The sequence below is a fragment of the Proteiniphilum sp. LBM24028 genome, from assembly GCF_056629195.1.
The window spans coordinates 732,846-755,661 of record NZ_CM152817.1 but is presented as its reverse complement, the minus strand read 5'-3'; the positions used below and the strand labels follow the sequence as shown (position 1 = coordinate 755,661).

The 22,816-nt window shown below is 46.0% G+C and carries 11 protein-coding genes and 2 tRNA genes; 8 read left to right on the top strand and 5 right to left on the bottom strand.

Annotated features, from left to right (window positions below):
• Nucleotides 1–76: 76 nt before the first annotated feature.
• From AC1HCU_RS02865 to AC1HCU_RS02830, 8 genes are all read left to right on the top strand, one after another.
• A complete protein-coding gene (locus tag AC1HCU_RS02865; RefSeq protein WP_480368815.1) occupies nucleotides 77–2,353 on the top strand; it encodes a GH92 family glycosyl hydrolase in 2,277 nt (758 codons plus the stop codon).
• A 59-nt stretch (nucleotides 2,354–2,412) separates the two neighbouring features.
• Nucleotides 2,413–4,587, top strand: a complete 2,175-nt coding sequence (locus AC1HCU_RS02860) for a hypothetical protein (RefSeq protein ID WP_480371030.1) — start codon at nucleotides 2,413–2,415, stop codon at nucleotides 4,585–4,587.
• 4 nt (nucleotides 4,588–4,591) lie between these two features.
• Entirely contained in the window at nucleotides 4,592–6,871 is a 2,280-nt protein-coding gene (locus tag AC1HCU_RS02855) for a hypothetical protein (protein ID WP_480368812.1), read from the top strand.
• Between the two features lie 4 nt (nucleotides 6,872–6,875).
• Nucleotides 6,876–8,744, top strand: coding sequence for a hypothetical protein (locus tag AC1HCU_RS02850; RefSeq protein WP_480368810.1), 1,869 nt, complete (start codon nucleotides 6,876–6,878; stop codon nucleotides 8,742–8,744).
• Nucleotides 8,745–8,755: 11 nt separating this feature from the next.
• Nucleotides 8,756–10,777 carry a discoidin domain-containing protein gene (locus AC1HCU_RS02845; RefSeq protein ID WP_480368807.1) on the top strand — a complete coding sequence of 674 codons (2,022 nt, stop codon included), beginning with the start codon at nucleotides 8,756–8,758 and terminating at the stop codon, nucleotides 10,775–10,777.
• 33 nt (nucleotides 10,778–10,810) lie between these two features.
• Complete coding sequence (locus tag AC1HCU_RS02840; protein WP_480368805.1) at nucleotides 10,811–12,013, top strand: enolase C-terminal domain-like protein; 1,203 nt, start codon at nucleotides 10,811–10,813, stop codon at nucleotides 12,011–12,013.
• A gap of 372 nt (nucleotides 12,014–12,385) precedes the next feature.
• The gene (locus tag AC1HCU_RS02835; protein WP_480368802.1) at nucleotides 12,386–13,078 is read left to right on the top strand and encodes a cupin domain-containing protein; all 693 of its coding nucleotides are present in this window, start codon (nucleotides 12,386–12,388) and stop codon (nucleotides 13,076–13,078) included.
• A 3-nt stretch (nucleotides 13,079–13,081) separates the two neighbouring features.
• On the top strand, nucleotides 13,082–15,739 hold the full coding sequence (locus AC1HCU_RS02830; RefSeq protein WP_480368799.1) for a TonB-dependent receptor: 2,658 nt from the start codon (nucleotides 13,082–13,084) through the stop codon (nucleotides 15,737–15,739).
• A gap of 238 nt (nucleotides 15,740–15,977) precedes the next feature.
• Here the strand turns inward: AC1HCU_RS02830 and AC1HCU_RS02825 are convergent.
• The 5 genes from AC1HCU_RS02825 to AC1HCU_RS02805 all read right to left on the bottom strand — a co-directional run bounded on the left by AC1HCU_RS02825 (nucleotide 15,978) and on the right by AC1HCU_RS02805 (nucleotide 22,741).
• Nucleotides 15,978–16,064: transfer RNA gene (locus AC1HCU_RS02825), tRNA-Leu, on the bottom strand.
• Nucleotides 16,065–16,069: 5 nt separating this feature from the next.
• Nucleotides 16,070–16,153 (bottom strand) — tRNA-Leu (locus tag AC1HCU_RS02820).
• 127 nt (nucleotides 16,154–16,280) lie between these two features.
• Complete coding sequence (locus AC1HCU_RS02815; RefSeq protein WP_480368796.1) at nucleotides 16,281–17,552, bottom strand: Gfo/Idh/MocA family protein; 1,272 nt, start codon at nucleotides 17,550–17,552, stop codon at nucleotides 16,281–16,283.
• Between the two features lie 52 nt (nucleotides 17,553–17,604).
• Nucleotides 17,605–20,232, bottom strand: coding sequence for a glycoside hydrolase family 3 C-terminal domain-containing protein (locus AC1HCU_RS02810; protein WP_480368793.1), 2,628 nt, complete (start codon nucleotides 20,230–20,232; stop codon nucleotides 17,605–17,607).
• Nucleotides 20,233–20,488: 256 nt separating this feature from the next.
• Nucleotides 20,489–22,741, bottom strand: a complete 2,253-nt coding sequence (locus AC1HCU_RS02805; RefSeq protein WP_480368790.1) for a GH92 family glycosyl hydrolase — start codon at nucleotides 22,739–22,741, stop codon at nucleotides 20,489–20,491.
• Nucleotides 22,742–22,816 lie beyond the last annotated feature (75 nt).

Below are 22,816 nucleotides of genomic sequence, written 5' to 3'. Positions count from 1 at the left end.
AACCAAAATAATATCTTTTTATATGAGGACAAATAATTTAAAAATAAATAGGTCGATCTGGCATATGATGTTATGTGTGGCAATAATTTGGGTTCACAGCTCAGTTGTAGCCCAAACTCCCGCAGATGATGTGTATATGTATATCGGTACTATAAATCAAAAGACGAGGGGTACAACTCCCGTAATTAAGGTCCCCGGCGGGTCGATGTCATTATTCCCTGCATTCACACAGATGACCGACTGGTATTTTGCAGACAGGATTTTGGGGTTTCCTTTGGGTATGGGAAGTGTAATGGCAAGTAGTGGCGTGATGAAGGTTGGCGACTGGGATAGAGGGTCCCGTTTTGATCACGATCTGGAGCGTGTTGCACCCTACTACTATCAGGTATTGCTTGAAGATCCGGATATCAATACCGAATTTACCGTCACAAAAAATACAATTATTTTCAGATTCACACTTCCTGAAAGTCAGACATCCAACCTGATGTTTCGCTTGAATGGGAACATGAATCTGGTTGTCAAAGATCATTCCGTGATTGAAGGAAAATCATTACCCAACAGGGTAAGCGAGGAAAGTGGAAGTAACAGAATGATGAATCGTAATTCTTTTTTTTATGCAGTATCAAGTGAGCCATTCGCTTCGAGCGGAACCTGGAGCAACGATACCCTCTATGCCGGATCACAGACACAATCGGGTAATAATATTGGTTGCTATGTTGTTTATCCCGGAGCCGGCACATCACGGGTTGTGGAGTTGAAAGTGGCTGTTTCACGCCAGAGTATGGAAGAGGCTCGTATGTTTATGGATAAGGAGATCGGCACAAACAGCTTTGAACAGTTGAAGAATAATGCTAAACAGTTGTGGAATGAGGAGTTGGGACTGATTCAAGTCAAAGGTGGAACAGAAAAACAACGCCGGCTGTTTTATACCACCCTGCATCGTACCCGCTCTCTCAGGATGGGAAATGTATGGGACACCTATCGTGGAGCTTATCCGCTGTTGTCACTGATTAAGCCGGAAGAGACAAACCTTGCTATTCAGAACTGGCTCAACAGGTATGACGAGACCGGCTGGCTGCAAAGCTCGGGTGCAATGATCGGGCATCATTCCACCGCTGTGATTGTGGATGCTTATTTCAGGGGAGTGCGCGACTTTGATATCGAGAAGGCGTATGAAGCCATGAAGAAAAATCATAACGAAGCAACAATGATTCCCTGGAAGGATGAAATGTATATCACTGAGCTGGAACAATGCTATTTTGACAAAGGTTTTTTTCCTGCGCTGCCTGTCAGGGAAGATTTTGACACTGTACGTCAAAAGTTTATCAATCATCAGTGGCTGCCCGATATAAAACCCTATGACAAATACAACAGATTGCCATATCAGTCACAATGGCTGCCCGAGCCTGGCGTGGAAGAGTGGGTACCTGAAGTGGATGGCTGGCACAGAAGACAATCTGTATCAGTCACGCTTGAGCATGCGTATGACGACTGGTGCCTTGCCCAGATGGCAAAAGAGTTGGGAAAAAAGGATGATTACGACCTGTTTATGAAACGGGCGCACAACTATCAGAATTTATATAAACCTGAAATTGGATTAATGGCGCCCAAATCTGCCGACGGGAAATGGATTGAGCCATTTGACCCAATGTATTCTGGTGGTTTTGCTGGCGAAGGATATTTTGCTGAAGGCAACTCATGGAAATATACATGGCATGTGCAACATGATGTGCAGGGGCTTATTAATCTGATGGGTGGGGAAGAAAAGTTTCTCGACAAATTGAACCAGCTGTTTGTGACAGGCCACCGCAACGATAAACTTCAGTTTCTTGCCCAGTTCCCCGATATGACAGGCCTGATGGGTATGTACACACATGGAAATGAGCCGGCATGGCATATCCCTTATCTTTTTAATTACGCCGGCCAGCCATGGATGACACAAAAAAAGGTGCGGCAGATGCTGGATATATGGTATGACACAACTCCTTTCGGACTAAGCGGGGATGAAGATGGAGGCGCAATGTCGAGTTGGTATGTCCTGAACGCGATGGGTATCTATCCACAGTGTCCCGGAAGGCCAATTTTTGATATTGGCAGTCCAATTTTCGAGGAAGTCATCATCAATGTAGGTGAAGGTAAGAAGTTTATAATTGAGGCAGAAAATGTGTCTCAACAAAACAAATATATTCAATCGGCTGAGTTAAACGGAAAACCGCACGACAAGACGTGGATTGAACATTCGGATATAGTAAAGGGAGGTAAGCTGGTGTTTATAATGGGGCCAAGGCCCAACAAAAGCTGGGGCAGCTCACGTGATTCGAGAGCTCCTTCCATGTCGGAACCATTAAAATAAAAAATAAACTTATGAGAACTACAATATTGTTTATATCAACCATACTTATCGCTTTGAGTATGGTATCCTGCCAGAATCAAGGTCACAATCAGCTTGACAGGGATGTCAGTAAAGAAAAAACAGCGTTTCAGACGTCGGGGCAGTGGAAACCGGTCACAGACGTAAGGGCGGATGTGGCAATCGTGTATGGCGCCGGCGACAGGCCTGCAAGGGATGGACGTCCTGCAATGACTTTCGAGGAGCGGGTGCAGACATGGCGCGACCGCGGTTACACTACTCATTTCATGACCGGTATCGCATGGGGCAATTATCAGGATTACTTCACAGGAGAATGGGACGGGAAGTGGCATCTCGACGAAGGACAAAAAACCGTGAAAGGAGATACGATATGGCACGGCAGAATGGTACCCTATATTGTACCTTCGTTGAATTTTATCGAATACATCAAGCAGAAGCATGTGAAGAAGGTCATTGATGCCGGTATTGATGCAATTCATATGGAAGAGCCCGAGTTTTGGATGCGTGCCGGATACAGTGATGCATTCAAACGTGAATGGGAAGAATATTACGGCTTTCCGTGGCGTCCGCAGCATGAGTCGCCCGAAAACACCTACCTTTCAAACAAGCTGAAATATCATCTCTACTACCGTGCCCTGGATGAAGTATTTACTTTTGCCAAAGAATATGGAAAGAGCAAAGGAATGAATGTACGCTGTTATGTGCCTACCCACTCGCTGGTAAACTACTCATCGTGGCAGATAGTAAGCCCTGAAGCCAGCCTGGCCTCATTACCCGCCATGGATGGCTATATCGCCCAGGTGTGGACCGGTACTTCACGTGAACCGACCTATTTTGACGGACTAAAGAAGGAACGTGTATTTGAAAATGCATTCCTGGAATATGGATCAATGGAGTCGATGACTCGCCCCACGGGACGCAAGATGTTTTTTCTGACGGACCCGATTGAGGACTGGCCCCGCGACTGGGTGGATTACAAAAAAAATTATCAGGCCACCTTCTCTGCGCAACTGCTTTATCCCATGATTGCAGATTATGAGGTGATGCCCTGGCCCGATCGTATCTATGAAGGTTTGTATAAAACATGTGACACATGTACTACGAAGGAACGGATTCCACGCTTTTACTCCACACAGATGCAGGTGATGATTAACACGCTTAACGACATGCCACGCTCTGAAAATAAAGTAAGCGGCTCTCATGGCATTGGTGTACTGATGTCGAACTCACTCATGTTTCAGCGTTTTCCCACGCACGACGGGTATGATGATCCGCAGTTTTCTAACTTCTACGGACAGACGCTGCCCTTGTTGAAAAGGGGAATACCTGTAAGCACCGTACATATCGAGAATGTGGGGTATCCCGATACCTGGAAAGACCTGAAAGTGTTGGTGATGTCATACGCCAACATGAAACCGATGAAGGCCGAGTACCATCAGTTTATAGCCGACTGGGTGAAAAATGGGGGTGTGCTGGTATATTGTGGCAAGGACATTGATCCTTATCAGACAGTGATGGAATGGTGGAACAGCGACGGAAACAGCTACAAAGCACCATCACAACACCTTTTTGAGTTAATGAAACTGGGAACTGACACGCCGGGTACGGGCGAGTATGCCTGCGGCAAGGGAAAAGTATATGTGATACGTGAAGAACCCAAGGAATTTGTACTGAATGCGAACTATGATTCAAACTATTTTGAAACAATAAAAAAAGCATTTGAAACTACACCCAACGGGGGTCAACTTGAAACAAAAAACAGCTTGTATCTGGAACGCGGGCCCTATATGATTGCCGCTGTAATGGATGAGAGTATTTCAAACGACCCCATGACTTTGAAGGGTGTGTTTATCGATCTATTTGACCCTGCCCTGCCGGTACTGACTGAAAAATCGGTCATTCCCGGTGAACAAGCATTCCTGTACAATGTGGAGTTTATAAAGGGCAAAAGTAAACCTGCCGTACTATGCGGTGCTTCAAGGATATATGATGAAGTTTCTAAAAGAGGGTTTTACTCGTTTGTTGCCAAAAGTCCGCTCGAAACAAATAATGTAAGTCGTGTTTTACTTCCCAAAAAACCTTCCGAGGTGGTGGTAAAGAACCCCGCTGGCGAAGTGATCACGAATGCTGAACATGCCTGGGACGATACATCGGGCACCTGCCTGTTGAAGTTTGAGAATGACCCCGACGGCATCTTAGTGGAAATAAAATGGTGACAACATGATGATTCCAAAAATATTCACAGGCATACTCCTGACAATCATATGGATTGGTTGCGGATCGAGAACTGACAATAGCCGCGGGGGAATCGACAATAAAGAAAAGACCGCGTTTCAGACTTCCGGTCACTGGAAACCGGTCACTGACATAAGATCTGACGTAGCAATTATATATGGCGCAGGCGACAGGCAGGCGAGAGAAGGACGGCCTGCAATGACGTTTGAAGAAAGAGTGCAGACCTGGCGGGATCGCGGTTACATCACACATTTCATGACCGGCATTGCCTGGGGTGGATATCAGGATTACTTTACCGGCCAGTGGGATGGCAAAACACATTGGGATGAGGGACAGGTGACTGTGAAAGGAGATACAATATGGCATGGACGAAATGTACCTTATATTGTTCCCACAAGAAACTTCCTGAAATACATGAAAGAGGTGCAGGTGAAACGGGCAATTGATGCAGGAATTGATGCCATTTATCTGGAAGAACCCGAGTTCTGGATGCGTGCCGGATATAGCGATGCCTTTAAGCGTGAATGGGAAGAGTATTATGGCTTTCCCTGGCGTCCACAGCATGAGTCGCCCGAAAACACCTACCTTTCAAACAAGCTGAAATATCATCTCTACTACCGTGCTTTGGATGAAGTGTTCACATTTGCCAAGGCATATGGCAGGAGTAAGGGGATGGATGTTCGCTGTTATGTACCTACCCATTCACTGGTGAACTACTCCTCCTGGCAGATCGTCAGTCCCCACGCCAGCCTGGCTTCACTACCCAGTATGGATGGTTATATTGCACAGGTGTGGACCGGCACGGCAAGGGAACCAAACTACTTCAACGGCATTCGCAAAGAGAGAGTGTTTGAGAATGCTTTCCTGGAATATGGCTCCATGGAGTCCATGACAAGACCGACTGGACGCAAAATGTTTTTCCTTACCGACCCCATTGAAGACTGGGCACGTAACTGGAGTGATTTTAAAAAGAACTACCAGGCAACATTTACTGCGCAACTACTTTACCCAATGGTGGACAACTATGAGGTGATGCCCTGGCCCGACAGGGTGTATGAGGGATTATATCAGTCATGCGATACCTGCAGTACGAAGGAGAGAATACCTGAATATTACTCCACACAGGTGCAAATAATGATCAATACACTAAACAACATGCCATTGAGTGACCACACAGTAAGCGGAACGCAAGGCATTGGCGTGCTGATGTCCAATTCACTGATGTTTCAGCGTTATCCCACACATAACCAAAATGGTGAGGTGGTGGAAGTATTTAACAAAGGCAGCATGCAATATCAGGAAGAAAATTTGGCAGATCCTCAATTTTCAAACTTTTACGGGCAAACCCTGCCTTTGTTGAAAAGAGGAATACCCGTAAGTACAGTACATATTGAAAATGTAAGTTATCCCGATACCTGGAAAAACCTGAAAGTGCTCATCATGTCATACGCCAATATGAAGCCCCCTAAATTGGAATTTCATGAATATATTGCCCAGTGGGTAAAGGATGGCGGTGTGCTTGTATATTGCGGTTTGGACAATGATCCCTACCAGACCGTCATGGAATGGTGGAACAGCAACGGAAACAGCTATAAGGCACCATCGCAGCATCTGTTTGGATTGATGGGACTGGAATCTGACACTCCCCGCACGGGTGAATATACTTATGGAAAGGGAAAAGTGTATATAATGCGGGAAGAGCCCAAAGAGTTTGTTATGAAAGAACAGGGTGACAGACTTTTTGTAAGTACAGTGCAAAAAGCATTTGAGACTGCCACAGCAAACAAAGAGAAGTTTGATGTAAAAAACAATTATTATCTGGAGCGGGGGCCCTACATCATTGCATCTGTTTTAGATGAGAGCGTATCAGGTGAGCCACTCACGCTTCACGGTGTTTTTATAGATCTTTTTGACCCTACCCTGCCCATACTGGAGGAAAAGGTGATTCACCCCAACGAACAGGCTTTGCTTTACAACGTTGAACAGGTAAAAAACAGGAAAAAGCCCGCCGTCTTATGCGGTGCTTCACGGATATATGATGAGGTTTCTAAAAGAGGGTTTTACTCGTTTGTTGCCAAAAGTCCACTCCACACGGAAAATGTAAGCCGTGTATTACTTCCCAAAAAGCCTTCCGAGGTGGTAGTAAAGGACTCTGCAGGCAAAGTGATCACGAATGCTGAACATGCGTGGGACGAAATATCGGGCACCTGCCTGTTGAAGTTTGAAAATGACCCCGACGGTATTTTAGTGGAAATAAAATGGTGACAACATGATGATTTCAAGAATATTCACAGGTATACTCCTGACAACCTTATCCATCGGCTGCGCGTCCAAAACTGACGATGGCCGCTTCAGCTATTCATCATTCCATGATGCGTTCAGCGATGTGGGACAATATTGGATTCCTTCAAATAGCAGACTTCCGGAAAGGTACTGGAACCTTACAGACATCCTGGGTAACAGCCAAAAAAACAATATTTCACAAACAAGCATAACAGAAGGACTTCAATATCATTTGCTTGCGCAATCCATTCAAGGTTTATCATTTCTTGCGACTGAAGAGGGAAAAAGCAAGGTTGCCGTATGGATGGATGAAGGCACGGACTATCCGGCTTATACAAATAGCAGGACTGCTTTTGAAGCCATGGGTATCAAAGAAATTGGTAAGCGCACAGCCGTGGAGCTGGCAACTGAACAATTTGAACCCGGTGAAGACCTGAAACAAATATGGACGGGCGACGATGGCAAACCGGGATATATACTTTCAGATGTTGTAAATAATCCCGAGAGTGGGAATGTGGCAGCGGTAGCGGCCCACGTGTATCAGGCAATTATTGTGGATATCAGGGACAAGGATTTTTTTGATGCCCGGGGGTATGTGATGCGCTACGATGCGACAAAAAAAAGTGTGGCTGACTCATGGAGGGAATTTAAGGACAAATGTAGTAATTCAGCACTGGTAGTGATGCCTGTGCAGACGGGTGAATTGCGTTCATATGCCATAGCGCATAAACTGTTTGTGATTAATCTGAACCATATATATCAGTCGAGTAGTGAAGGTCAAAATGTGGAACTGTTCGAGGAGATACTACAATGGCTTGAGCCCAATGCACCCGTTTTTGGCTGGGAACAAGGCGTAGGTGAAGATGTGTTTGTAAGAAGAGTGACCAAAACCGGAAACAGGATGGTGCCCTATGACTGGGCTTACAATACAGATTTTACGGCACTGGATTACAAAAACAGACAAAAGGGTCTTGTAAAAGTTGATAATCCCAAAAAATATCTTTACGATCCTTCCAAAAACTATGCTTCATTCTATCTTTCTGACGGCGATAACATTCAGTGGATGATGAACAACTTCAATCGTGATATATATTATGCGAGTAAGGATGTGACGGCTACAAAATTCTCGTTCGGGTTACCGGTGGCCAATCTGGACATGATTGCCCCCGACTGGCTGAATTATTTGCTGGAAAAGCAAAACCCGGCAGGTTCCGTTTTTGAAAGTTTTGGAGGGGGTTATTTTTACGCTGACGAGTTTGCCCGGGATAAAGACAGATTGAATACATTGCAAAAAACAGTGGTAGCTACCACAGCCCATTTAAGGCAACATAATTGCAAAATACTGGGGCTCTTCACAATGGATTGTGACAGCCCCGCTGCGATGGAAGCCTACAAAGCCTATATAGAGACCAATAATATGCTCGAAGGAATTGTTGTAGTTCAGTATGCACCCTATGCTGCAGGCGATGGAAAAGTGTTTTGGTTTAAAAATTCCGATGGATTTCATATTCCTGTAATTACCACGAAGTATGCACTCTGGAATCATGGAGATAACAGACCAAACCAGGGAAGTCCCGCATATATCGCATCGAAAATAAACCAACTTGGTGAAGGCTCTTTTTCTGCCGTTTGCGTTCATGCCTGGAGCAGATTCAGCGACATTGGTAGTTCGGACGATCTCCAGGCTGAAAATACACCTGGAGGAAATGTAATTGGAGTTGCAGCTGCAAAAAAGTGCATTGAAAGAATTAATAACAATACCCGCATCGTGAATTTGCAGGAACTGATCTGGCAGATGCGGATGGTTCACTACCCCAAAGAGACAGCGCTGTTTTTAAGTAGAATAACTGACTAAAAAAATAAGATATGAGATCAATAATTCTTTTCCTGTGTATCGTCTTAATGAATTTAAATATATCGGCGCAGAATAACAATCAGGGAATGTACTGGCCCAAAGGACAGGCATTTCCAACGTTCTCTCTTCCCGCAGACACGCTCGACGCCGTTTGGGTGGAATACAGAAATGACAAAAGTGAGGAAGGGGTAATGTTTTCTGCGCTGCAAGGGCTTGTGAACAAGACAAAACCATCTATACTGCTGATACGCACTTCAGGGCCGGAGAGCAAGGTGTGGCCACAACATCTTAAATTAAATCTCAGGGAATACAGAGAGGATAACAAATGGGAAGTGGTAAAAAAATATCGCAACAGCATAAAGGGTGTGGTCTTGTATAGTGTGGATAAAAGTCCGCATTACCGTAACCTGGCAACAACAGTTGCCGGATTACGCAATGCACTTCCGGTGACAAGGGCTGAATACGAACAACTGCAGAAGCGTGGCATGAAATTTCAGGTGTTGGCCGATTTGACCAGTCTCGCTTACACCACTCCCGAGGATATTTATCTATACATGTACAATACCTATTGGGGTGCATGTTCTAAAAGGATGCTGGTTCACCATAGGGCAGTTCCATATATACGGGACATAGCTGTGGCAGCAAAAGCTGCCGTTATCTGGCTTGACCCCCGAAATATTCCGGAAAGGAACGTGCTCCGGCTCTATCTCCGGGACATGACCGCAGGGGAAGGAATTATCCTGGGCTGGTGGCCCGAGGAACGATCGGGAATTGGCATAGGAACAGAGTATGGCATTTCTACCGTGCCAGCAGATTTTTACGAAAATGCAACTGTATACGCGGGCATGGATCATATTATTCATTTACCGGTGGTTCCTAAAAAGCCTGAACTCGAAAACAAGATATATCTCGCCCTTTTTCTGAGTGACGGAGACAATATCCAGTACTGCCAGAACGCCCTGGCAAAACTGTGGCTAAATCCTGAAAGGGGAATTATTCCTATAAACTGGACAATTAGTCCCGCACTGTCGGATCTGGGGCCTGGTCTGCTCAACTATTATTACAAGACAGCCACACCGAACGACTTTTTTGCTTCCGGCCCCTCCGGCCTGGGCTACTCCCTGCTTTATGATGCGCATAATTACAAGTGGAACAATACGGGGGGCAAAGCATTTGAAGAATATTTGAAGCTTACACAACGGTATCTGGAAAAAAGCGGACTGAGGGTGATTACGGTGTGGGACGAGATCAATCAGGGACAGATGGATGCATATGCAACACATTGCCGTTATCTTTATGGGGTCACACAACAGGACTGGGAAAGGCAGATTGGAAAAATTCCTTCCTACAATTCACAGCACCGTCTTGCCTTTCTTCCCAATTATCCTTGTTATGCCAATGGACCGGATGTGTTTGTGAGAATGAACCGCGACACCGTAGCCCATTTTGAAGGGAAGAAACCCGTCTTCCTCACTGCCCAGGGTACATCGTGGCGTATGGGACCCGACAGCATGGTGATATTAAAAGAAAAACTGGATGCCATTTCTCCGGGAAATATTGTGATATGCCGCGGCGACCACTTTTTTGCTCTTTACAACGAAGCAAACGGGCTGGACTTCAACCTTACCCTTTCGTCAAAGATGAAAATCACTTCCAGTGAAACAGGTACCCATGCAGATTATGCCGCGGATGGCACTGCCTCCGCCGACCGGACATGGGTGTCTTCTGCGACGGGAAACAAATGGATACAGTTTGATTTTGCAAAACCTTATCGTATCAATCGTATTGTAATAAGACATGCGGGAAAAATCAACGGCATGAATGAAAATTACAAGTTGAAATCTTTCGTGGTTGAAACAAGCGAAGATGGGAGAAAGTGGGAAAAGGCATTTGAACAGGCGAATAACCAGATGAATACTACCGATAGTGACATCAAACCCACATCCGCACGGTATGTAAGGCTGGCAATAAATGACAAGAAAGATGTTGCTATTGCTGATATGGAAATTTATGGGTCAGTATTACAAGAATAATGTATATATTTGAACAATAAATCTATTAAGTTCATGAACAGACGGAATTTTTTACGATATGCGGCCACTGCAGGAGCAGCTTCATTGCTACCCGCTTCTTTTACTTCATTGAAAGCGGAAAGCATGAGCCTTAATGCAGTAAATGAGCTGTCTGACCATTCATTGGAAAGTATGCAGTTCACAAATGTAAAGCTGAGTTATCCTCGTCTGGTAGGAAAAAATTCCCATTTGGGCATTCATGGTCATGGCCCATCGATGACTATTTGCAGACTCACAACAAATCAGGGAGCATCTGGAATTGGGATGATGAGAGGGTCCCGAGAAAAGGCAGTAGAGATTTTTGATCAGATTAAAGGAAAAAAGATTACCGATGTATTCGCATTGGAGACGGGTGTAACAGATGTTGCGCAGATATTTGACATCCCCTTGCATGACCTTGCAGGTGTTATTTTGAATAAACCTGTATATCAGCTTCTGGGCAGTGAAAGTCCAATTATAACCAAATGCTATAGTGGAATGATCTATATGGATGATGTAGATATGAATGATAGCAGAAAAGCATTTGATAAAATACTTCAAGAATGCTTTTATGATTATAGCAAAGGGTATCGGCAGTTTAAACTGAAAATCGGCAGAGGATTCAAATGGATGTCTCCCGAAGAGGGCTTGAAGAGAGATGTTGAAGTTACCCGGATGGTAAATGCTTATTTTCCGGATGTTGATATTTTAGTTGATGCGAACGATGGCTATACATTGAAAGACTTCATCCGTTATCTTGAACAACTTGAAAATGTATCGATATGGTGGATAGAAGAACCTTTCAGGGAGACACTGGACGATTTTACCGCGCTGAGAAAATGGTTGTCGGAAAACAGAAAAAGGAACACCCTGCTTGCCGACGGTGAGGCGAGACCTGATTTGGATCTTGCGTTGGAAATGGGGAGAAACAAAGTACTGGACGTTTATCTGGACGATATAATGGGCTATGGATTCACCCACTGGAGGAAATTAATGCCCCGGTTAATAGAAAACGGGTTGCAGGCTTCACCTCATAATTGGGGTGATTATCTTAAAACTATCTATACCGGACATCTTGCCGGAGGTATTGGAAATGTTGTTACGATTGAAGGCGTTACTTGTTTTTCAAATGATATCGATTTTGGCTTTAACAGAGTAGAAAATGGAGTTTTTATACCTTCAAGTGCACCTGGTTTTGGTATTTCATTATTAAAATAGACGCTACAGCTATATGTTGAGATAACGACTACCAATACCTGAAAACATGAAAAAAACATATCAATATCATTTTGTTTGTTTTTTACTTGTATATTTGCAATATCTCGAGATAACAGGCTCATTAATAAAGAAACAGTTAAAGAACTCGTATCATGGAACGAGCATGACAATCATATTACAGAAGTACATGATTAAAACGAGTTCCTGTGATACTCTTGAACATTTTCGATAAGTGAACACGGGGAAAAGAGTAATGAAATTGAAAATAATAACTTTAACTACATGAAATATAATTGTTTTGCTTGTCTAATATTGTTCTTTTCATCGTTCGGTGTATACTCTCAGAGTAGACAAATAGATTCCTCAACAGATATGGAAGCCCTGGTGGATAGATTTAAAGAAGAGAAGGTAACAAAAAACCGCAATGGCTGGTTTCATTATTATATTCCCAAAGGAATGGCCGACACTCTGACAGTAAAAATGTCGTGTGTTTTTGAAGGCACTCAAACACATGCACCCCACATTCACAATGAAGACGAAGCTTTTTATATTGTAAAAGGTCCGGTGAGGTTTCATATCAACGGTATAGAAAAAAATCTAAACGAAGGAGATTTTATCTATACTCCCAGCGGATCTTCTCACAACATCCAAAGAATTCACAACGACACAATCAAATATCTTGTCATAAAGAGGGAATCGCTTATTGCCCTTGAAAAACCTTATTCGGTAGGAAATACCAACTACACCTTTGATGATTGCTATGTACCGCATGAAAATTACGGCCGGTTACAATTTAATGAGAAGACCCTTTTAAATAAGGATTTTGCAGATGGATTTCAGGTTACATTAAATAAGATCCGCAAAAATGAATTATACACTTATAAAGATAGTGCACAAAGACAAAATGCGATCTATATTTTACAGGGGAGAACCAAAGTAAGAATCAACGGACAGGAGACCATTATCAATAAAGACAATACCTTTTATTCACCTAAAGGATCAGGTTTTACGTTAACCAATGTAAATAATGAGCCTTTATTGTTTTTGAGTATAATCACAGAATAATCAATGAAGAAAAATATCTTTCTTTATTTTTTTTTACTGCTTAAATCTATTGTTTTCGCACAAACAGCGACAGTGGATAGCGATTCTGTGGTGGTACGCATGCATCGTCAGCTGGTCACTTTTCCGCAGGAGAAGATCTACGTGCAGACAGACAAGGCCGGATATCTCTCGGGCGAACGGATCTGGTTTCGGGCTCACATGGTGGATGCGCTTACCCATCAGCCCGTTTTCATAAGCCGTTACATCTATGTGGAGCTGATCGGCCCACTCGATGAACTGGTACAACGGGTGAAGATACGGCCCGATAGCACCGGCGCTTATTCGGGTCATATCGATCTGGAGGATGACCTTACCCAGGGTGCCTATACCCTGAGGGCATACACGCAGTACATGCGAAACAGGAGCGAAGATTTTTTCTTCCGAAGGTCCATACAGGTGCTCGACCCGTTTTCATTGCAGCTGGAGCCACTGGTGACGTTCGATGTGGAGAAAAATGACGTACATCTGTCTCTACAGTTCATAGACAGGCAACTGAACGACACGATAGTGCCCGAGGTGGTCACAAGTAAGATCGGATACAATGCGGTAAAAACACTCAAGCCCGGGAAAGACGGGGTGTATCATCTCGATATCAGGTTATCGGAAAAGGATAAAAACAGGACGCTGCTGCTGGGACTCATCTACAAAGGCAGGAAATATAACCGGTACTACACGATTCCTCGTGATCCGGCAGAATATGACGTACAGTTTTTCCCGGAGGGTGGTTACATCATCCCCGGCATGATTACGCAGGTTGCCTTCAAGGCGCTGAACACCGATGGTCTGGGCACACAGATAACGGGGACATTGTATGACTCAGCAGATCGTGAAATACTCACGTTCAGAAGCCTGCATCTGGGCATGGGCCTCTTTCATTTTATTCCTTCCGGGAATGAGTCATATCATGTGATCTGCCGGAACGAAGCCGGCATCTCCCGGCGTTTCGCATTGCCGGAATCGCAGCCCGACGCCCATATCATCACTGCCCGCAATGCGGGGGGCCAGTTGCGAATTACACAAAGCAGAGGCAAGGAAGCGCCGCAAGACACCGTGTCACTGCTCATTCACCACAAAGGGCTGGTTCTTTTTCATGAACGGTGGAACCCGAAGAAAGAGATATACAGCTTCGAAAACAAGGATTTACCCACGGGGATATTGAATATCATATTATTGAATACAAGACAGGAAGTGCTAAGCGAGCGGCTTCTTTTCAACCTGAACGGGAACGAATTTGCCCGCCTGGAGGCCGACACGCCCAAACCTGCTTACAAACGCAGGGAACATGTCACGATCATGCTAAAACTGACCGGGCCGGATCTGATGCCCTCCACCGGTAATATTGCAATGTCGGTGACCAATAAGGAAGCGGTTGTCACCGACAGCACAATAAATATCATCAGCACACTCCTGTTGTCGTCGGAGCTGAAAGGAACGATCGAGTCCCCGGTGTCCTACTTTCAGGACGGGCAAGTGAACAGGTATGCCCTCGACGCACTGATGCTGACGCAGGGATGGAGAAGGTACGATATCCCGGCTGTCCTGCAGGGCAGAATCGCTACGCCTGATGATTTTGCGCCCGAGCTGGCACAGAAGGTGACAGGGAAGGCTGAGAGTATCTTCGGGTCACTGAAAGAGGGACAGATCAGTCTGATGGCGCGGCTCGACACGCTGGTCAGCACGCAAACCACGCAAGCAGATGACTGGGGCCGCTTCGTATTCGATGTGGAGTATCCGGAGGGAACCGCCATCCTGGTACAATCACGGAGTAAGAAAGGTGGATCATTCAATGTGATCAGCCTCAACCAGGAGACATTTCCCGCCCTTCAGGGCGCTGCCCTGCCGGTTAGAGGGGAGGCTGTCAACCGGCATAATTCAGACCAGGATCCTTATCTACAGATTGCCAATGAGGACTACACCCAAAAAAACGGTATCCGCACCATTCTGCTCGATGAGTTCACCGTCACTGCGCAAAATCTTGAAAAATATAAGGAATCGTCCTTTTACTCACCCATCAGCGCCACTGGCGTACAAACCGCGGCGGACATAGAGAAGATGCATGTCTCCAGCCTGCGGTCGTTGCTCCAGCGTCAGCCGGGAATCGTCATCAGGGGTGACGTGGTGACCACCACCCGGTCTGAGATGCCGGTGTTGTTTGTAATAGACAACATGAAATTTGAAGATTTTTCGGGAAGGATTGACGACATTGAGGTCTCTTCCATCGAGAGCCTCTTCGTACTGAAAGACAACACCTCCATGCCCGGTTATTTTCCCGGCACCAGCGGTGCGGTGGTGATCACCACGAAAATAGGAGGATATAAGGATTCGTCGCACCGTCCTCCCAGCATTGACGACATCATTCCACTCGGTTATCAGCAGGCAGCACACTTTTATGCTCCTACATACGAAAAGCCGGAGCAGGCAGAGTCATCAGTGCCGGACCTGCGCACTACCCTCTTCTGGAAACCCGATGTGCAATTCTCTGCACAGGGCGAAGCGGTGATCGATTTTTATTCTGCCGATATGCCGGGCGTCTATCAGATAATTGGCGAGGGAGTGACCCACGATGGGAAGATGATAAGACTGGTCAAAGAGATTGCCGTGAAAGACAGCAACACACAATAGGAAGAGGTCAACACCGCACCTGAGGGATCGCCAATTTCCACGGAAGACAGCAACATACTAAGCGGTCGCTGACACGTGGAATCAATTTCTCATAAATTTCTTGTAATTTTTTCGTTATTACGATTAACCCTCTGCAAATGAGATTTAGGAACAGAATAGTTGGCTGCCATAATCGTTATATATATTTCCATGTATATGACGGCCAATCGAACTTGAAAGTCAATGACTTACGCTATATTGGTGCGCAGAATGAGACTCGAACTCACACGCCGTAACCGGCACTACCCCCTCAAAGTAGCGTGTATACCAATTTCACCACCTGCGCAAAAGTGCCCGGAACAGGACTCGAACCTGCACATTGTAACCAACACTAGTCCCTGAAACTAGCGCGTCTACCAATTCCGCCATCCGGGCGTTTCATGATTTTCGGGATACAACGGGCCGCTGCCCGCTCCCCAAATAAAAGAGATGCCTGCGCACCTCTTGTTATTTGCGGATGCAAAGATAGAAGTTTTTTTAAACGAAAACCAACATTTTGCGATTATTTTCTGTCGAACTGCTTTAAATTTAATTTTGGGTCAATCCGTTGGGGGGTATATGCCAATTCATCCCAGGTGACTTTCTCTTGCCGAGAAGCGGCTTCTCTCCCTAAGATTGCGCTCATGGTAGAATTGTAGCCCGACTCCAGCTGGTTCATGTAGTTACCACCGATGATGCTGTCAATAAAAGCTTTGCCCTTGTTTGTATCCGCATCATCCAGCGACGAGGAGCTGGTACCTCTTGCAATGGACTCGGGAGTCAGGTCTGACGCCGAGTGTGCTATTCCGGAATCCCACTTGTTCTCACCCAAAATAAACACACCGCCGCTATAGTGAGCCTCGGCCAGGCCCTTTATCCCTATGAATCTGGCACATACATCACCAAATACTTTTCCGAATTTGCTGGAATGCACCGATACATTCACCTCGTCGGGATATTTGTAAATCACCTGATAGTTCGTCCATGCGTTTCCAAATCCGGGACCACCCTTCCTGTTTCCGTCTCCTATTGCAGATAAAGGATGGGTACCAAGGATCCAGTTACATGTGTCGATCATATGAATGGCCTGATCCAGATAACAACCGCCGGAGATCTCGTGAAAATGATAATGGTTTCGGATACGCATTTCGTCGTACGACATGCCTTCGTGGGGTACGATGGCACCCCCGGAAGAAAAATAGTAGAGCTGCACGGTGACAAGGTCCCCTATATCGCCGCGTTTAATCCGCTTTGCCATCTCTACATAAGGTGTGGCGTAACGAATCTGGAAACCATCGAAAGCGGAAATCTTTCCCTGAATATTTTGTGCCGTCCGGAGAATCTGCCTGCATCCGTCGCCATCCACAGCCAACGGTTTTTCACAATATACATGTTTCCCTGCGGCAACCGTGTCTTCCAGTATCTGGGGGTGCGAATAACCGGGTGAAGCGATGATGACCGCATCTACCTCTTTATTCTCCAGCAATCGCAGATAGGCATCGGAACCTGCATACATGTTTTTCTTCTGTACAAGGGCATACCCTTTCTTTTGATTCAGCTTGTTCACAAAATCGGCGCCACTGGCCAGTTTATCTTCAAAGAGATCGGCCAGGGCAGTGATCTGAATATTGGAACTTTCCGACATGGCACCCAGGATTCCTGTGGCACGTGAACCACACCCCACAAGGCCTATTCGGACGGCTGAATTGTTATTGGAAGCAAACACGATTTCCGGTTTTAAAACGGTAACCGCTGAAAATGCGGACACATTTCTGATAAAATTTCTTCTGTTCATGGGAATATAATTTAACATAAAGATTATTTTCCTTCATCTGATTGCAGGTAGATCAGCGGACGATCCATTTTTTGCCTGTAACTACCAGCTCTTTCCGAACAGCCTTTTCAGCTTTTATGATCTCTTCGGAAGGCTGCTGACCGCCAATGCTGACCGATACTTTTCCCGGTTCCACACAACGTTGCATCAACGCATCGATACTGGAAAACTGTTCCGGTGCAAGTGTGAAGTCGACCTTACGCGATTCTCCGGGTTCCAGCCTTATGCGCTGTACGCCCTGCAGCGACCGCAACGGCACGGGAGCCTGTCGGTTTAAAAGAGAGACATAGAGCTGTACCACTTCTTCACCACTGCGATCTCCGGTATTGGTTACCGATACCGATACCTTCACAGAATCTCCTGTGACCATAGTCGCTGGAACCTGAAGATCGGAATAGGTAAACCCTGTGTAGCTTAAACCGTGACCAAAAGGATACAGGGGCTTGCCGGTAAAGTAACGATAGGTTCTTCCTTTCATGCTATAATCCTCATAAGGAGGCAAATCGTCGTCCGAAGCATAAAAAGTGACCGGCAGCCGCCCTGAGGGATTATAATCGCCGAAAAGCACATCGGCCAATGCGGTACCTGCATCCTGACCACCATACCAGGCATTGACTATGGCTGGGAGATTATCATCTTCCCATTGAATTGCAAGGGCACTTCCGGTAAGCATCACGAAAATCACCGGCTTTCCCGTGGCCTTCAATGCTTTCATGGCTTCAGTCTGTACCCGGGGCAGGGCGATAGAGGTACGGTCTCCCTTGTTAAAACCAGGCACACTCACCGGCATTTCTTCTCCCTCGAGCGAGGGAGAGATACCCCCGACAAATACAATGGCATCAGCCGACTTCACGGACGTGGCCAGTGCATTCAGGTCGCTTTTCTGTCGCTTCACCGTAGTGAGACTGACGCCACCGCCTTCCATTCTCTGCACAAACTCGAAACGAAGCGTACGTTTTTGCCCTGCTTTTAGCTGCAAATGACAGTATTCCACACGTGCCTCCTGATATGAAAAACGGTCGATCAGGAGCTGATCATCCACAAACAGGCGAAAACCGCTGTCGTCGCTGGTTATTTCAAACGCCACCTCCATATCTTTCCGGGGAGTGAGTACGCTCGTCCAGCGTGCTGCAACCCTACCCGGTTTTAAATTGGCCAGGATGCTGTGTTGTTTTGTTCCAAAAAAATCGATCTCCTTTTCATATTGGACAAACGCAGGGGTTCCTTTAAACTCCGTGTTGTCGAAATATTCCGCTTTAAATCCATCTCTGCCCTCTGCAAGCAGCAGTTTTTTGATTTGGACGGGAACGGAGACAGAATCATCGGTCAGCCCCACTCCCTGATGATAAATGACTTTGGTGTTTTTGCTCACCTTCTGGCGTATTCCATCAAGCGGTGTCACTATATAAGAGGGTGAACCATTGTAGTTCCCAAGTAAGCAGGTCGGGTTGTCGGCATTGGGGCCGATCACTGCAATGGTTTTAATCTTCTTATCGAGTGGCAACGTCTGTTGCTCGTTTTTTAACAATACGATGGATTTTCGTGCCATCTCCAGTGATTGCTCGCAGCCTTTTTTTGATGCAACCACAGAAATGGGGATCTTGCTGTAGGGCACCCGGTCATCGGGATCAAACATACCCAGTTTCATGCGGGCAGCAAAGAGACGCGAGACGGACAGATTGATTTCCTCTTCCGTAATATCTCCGCGCTTCACGGCATCCATCAACGTGCTGTAGCTGCCTCCACATTCGAGGTCGGTGCCTGCAATTACTGCCTGGGAGGAAGCTGCGGCAGCGTCGGGCGAAGTTTTGTGCGTCCGGTAGAAATTGTTGATGGCGCCACAGTCGGAGACCACATACCCTTCAAAACCCCATCGGTTTCGCAGGATGTCAATCAATAGCTCATCGTTTCCGCAACAGGGTTCGCCTTCGTAACGGTTGTAGGCACACATGACGGAATAGGCGTTGCCGGTCTTTATCAGTTTCTCGAAAGCCGGCAGGTAGGTTTCCCACACATCCCGCAGGGGCGGACGGGCATCAAAAGAATGACGGCTGTACTCGGGGCCGCTGTGTACGGCATAGTGTTTGGCCGTAGCAATTGTCTTAAAATATTTCTCATCGTTTCCCTGAAGTCCTTTTACAAAAGCTACGCCCAAACCGGAAGTCAAATAGGGATCCTCCCCATAGGTTTCCTGTCCCCTGCCCCAGCGTGGATCACGAAATATATTGATATTGGGTGACCAGAAGGTCAGTCCGGTGTATTGCCTCTGGTCGTGGTCACGCAAAGCCTGATGATATTTGGCTCTTGCTTCGTCGGAGATGACTTCGGCCGTACGAAACATGGCATCCGTGTCGAACGTGGCAGCCATCCCTATTGCCTGGGGAAAGACAGTGGCCCTGCCGGATCGGGCAACTCCGTGCAGACATTCATTCCACCAGTTGTAGGCGGGGATCCCAAGTCGGTCTATTGGAGGAGCGGCATTCATCATCTGGCTGATTTTTTCTTTCAGCGTCATTCTTTCGACAAGGTCTTTCACCCGTTCGTCGATGGGTAAATTGGGATTCTGAAACGGCAGACTTTGTGCCGTAATAGAAAGTGGCATCAAAAGTGCCGATAAGATAAATAAATAAAATAATCTCATTCAGATGAAGTCATTAATTGATGTGTAAATATAGTGCCATAAACAAGCTTTTATGACACTTTTTCATGAATAATTTATTCAATTAAAATTGATAGATTGGAACATAACTATGTTCAAATTGTGAAACTTGTAATATTGTGATCCTCCATGCGGTCATAATGGACATCACCCAAGACTAAAAAACCTGCTCCCGTACATTGATTGTTGAAGCAATCAATAACAAAAAACGAATATAACACATTTTCATGTACGTTATCTATATTCCCCAGCCCTTATTTGCCTTTGCTCCCATTTCAAAAATAATTTTTCCGCCTTTCATGATCTCATTTTGGTGAATAAAAGGTCTGTTCAGGGGTTTCCCGTTCAATATGGCCGACTGGATATATTTATTCTCGGGAGCATTATTGATCGTTTCAATTTCAAAAAACTTCCCATTTCCCAAATCAATCCTGGCATGATCGAAGAACGGACTACCGATGCTGTATTCCGGATTTCCAGGGGTGACAGGATAAAAGCCCATCTGCGAGAAGACAACAAAAGAAGACATACCTCCCCCATCTTCATCTCCGGGCACACCCATCAGGTCGTTTCGAAACCACTGGTGGATAAGGGTCCTGATTCGTTTCTGGGTCTTCCAGGGTGCACCGGCATAGTTATACAAATAAGGAATATGCAGGGAAGGTTCATTGGCCATTGAAAATTGTCCTACGTTGCCGGTATGGTCGGGCAACTGACTGTAAAAATCATACTTGCTCTTTCCCAGCGGAGTGGCAAACATCTCATCCAGATTATGGACAAACTGCTCCTTTCCTCCCATCAGGTCGATTAAGTCGGGAATATTGTGTTGTACATCCCAACGATAGATCCATCCGTTGTTTTCTCCATAATAACCGCGTGCACCTATTCCACCCGAATAGCGATAATCAAAGGGTTGGATAAAATCTCCGTTTTTATCTTTGGGGTGGAAAAAGCCGGTCTCCTTATTGAACAGGTTGCGATAGTTAAAGGATGCGTCCATAAAGTAAGCATAATCATCCATCAGGCCCTGCTCCTTTGCCAGTTGTGCCAGGCACCACTCATCGTATGAGGTACCCAAAGTCACGGCAACAGGTTGGCGACGTTCGAAACCATGTACCTCCGAAATCGTTTCCTCCTCCTCTTCCCGCAATGCCGGTATATATCCATGTTCTTTATAAAATTTGTCCAGCTCTCCCGCCGGTTTACCCGACCAGGGAGCCAGAGTCTTGTCCATGATGGCAGCCTTGGCGGCAAGATATGCTTTTTTCAAATCAAAATTGTCCAGACCCTTTCGATGGGCATCCAACACCGAGGCGACACCATGATTGGAGTTCATGCGGCGACTGTCGCCGGTAATTTCCGGAAAGGTAGGCATCCAGAAATGCTCCATCTGTTCGGCCATCAGTACAAATGAATTCAGAATATCCTGTTCCCTTTCCGGTTCAATCAGGACACGCAGTGGATGATGTGCCCTGTATGAATCCCATATCCAGTCGTCGGTATAAAAAGCGCGTCCTCCATCCTCATGTACTTTTCCGTCGAAAGCACTGTAATAACGACCATCTTCCGAAATGGATACAGGTCGCTCAAAGCAGCGGTAGAGTGAGGTATAAAAGACCGTTCTGTCCGCTTCGATGCCGCCCGATATCCGAATCTTGTTCAACGCGTCGTTCCATACCTTACGCCCTGTTTCACGGAGAGAAGTCAGATTTTTCCCATTCAATTCCCGCTCCATGTTCTTTTGTGCCTGCGTTGCATCGATAAAAGAAATGCCATAACGCAGGATAATCTTCTTGCTACCGGCGGGGTAGCTCATGACAAGACATGCATTCCTGCCGGTAGCAGAGGTTTTGTTCTCCAGATTTCCCTCTTCCAGCAGCGATACGCTCTCCGGCAACTGCTCGGAAAGCAGGTAGAGATAGACCTTCGTGTCGTTCTCGATCATCTGAAATCCCGATAAGGCCGTGCCGTCCCAAGTAAGCTCTCCCCTTCGGGAATTAAGCGCCACCCTGGCTGCTTCCTCTTTTTCGAAAGACAGCTCGTAGATCGCAGACTGGTGAGAGAGGCCATACTCCACGGAGATATCCTCTTCATCGAGATAAACCGAGTAGGAATAAGGTGTTATCTTTTCATTGTCGTAACCGTAGGCTACAACGGGCTTCAGCTCTTTCCTGCTTTCGTAAAAGGGACTCAGGTTGAAAGCCGAACTTCCCCGGTGGCTGGTGACCACAATGGGGAGTCCTTCCAGCACGTCGCCTGTGAAATCACGCCGCTCGGGATACACGCGCAGCATGCTGTTGGGCAGGTGGATGGTGGGGAAGGTAGGCACCAGCAAATGACTGATATTCCCCATATAGGGATTCACATAATCGACCGGTTCCCTGGCTGACTGGTTTTGGACTGACGAACATGAAAGCAACAGGATCGCAATCCCTATTGCCAACACGAAATAAGAAGTGCTTGAATTTCTAAAAAATAACGAATGTTTCATATCCTTTCCTTTTCTTTTCTTTATTTTGAGTTTGACCGCATTCTCTTTGAATGCCTTGTCAAAATGTGTTCATTG

Bases quoted from the DNA above. Each gene is read 5' to 3' on its own strand.
- AC1HCU_RS02860 (WP_480371030.1), top strand. From the start codon at position 2,413: ATGGTATCCTGCCAGAATCAAGGTCACAATCAGCTTGACAGGGATGTC.
- AC1HCU_RS02855 (WP_480368812.1), top strand. From the start codon at position 4,592: ATGATGATTCCAAAAATATTCACAGGCATACTCCTGACAATCATATGG.
- AC1HCU_RS02850 (WP_480368810.1), top strand. From the start codon at position 6,876: ATGATGATTTCAAGAATATTCACAGGTATACTCCTGACAACCTTATCC.
- AC1HCU_RS02845 (WP_480368807.1), top strand. From the start codon at position 8,756: ATGAGATCAATAATTCTTTTCCTGTGTATCGTCTTAATGAATTTAAAT.
- AC1HCU_RS02840 (WP_480368805.1), top strand. From the start codon at position 10,811: ATGAACAGACGGAATTTTTTACGATATGCGGCCACTGCAGGAGCAGCT.
- AC1HCU_RS02835 (WP_480368802.1), top strand. From the start codon at position 12,386: ATGGAAGCCCTGGTGGATAGATTTAAAGAAGAGAAGGTAACAAAAAAC.
- AC1HCU_RS02830 (WP_480368799.1), top strand. From the start codon at position 13,082: ATGAAGAAAAATATCTTTCTTTATTTTTTTTTACTGCTTAAATCTATT.
- AC1HCU_RS02815 (WP_480368796.1), bottom strand. From the start codon at position 17,552: ATGAACAGAAGAAATTTTATCAGAAATGTGTCCGCATTTTCAGCGGTT.
- AC1HCU_RS02810 (WP_480368793.1), bottom strand. From the start codon at position 20,232: ATGAGATTATTTTATTTATTTATCTTATCGGCACTTTTGATGCCACTT.
- AC1HCU_RS02805 (WP_480368790.1), bottom strand. From the start codon at position 22,741: ATGAAACATTCGTTATTTTTTAGAAATTCAAGCACTTCTTATTTCGTG.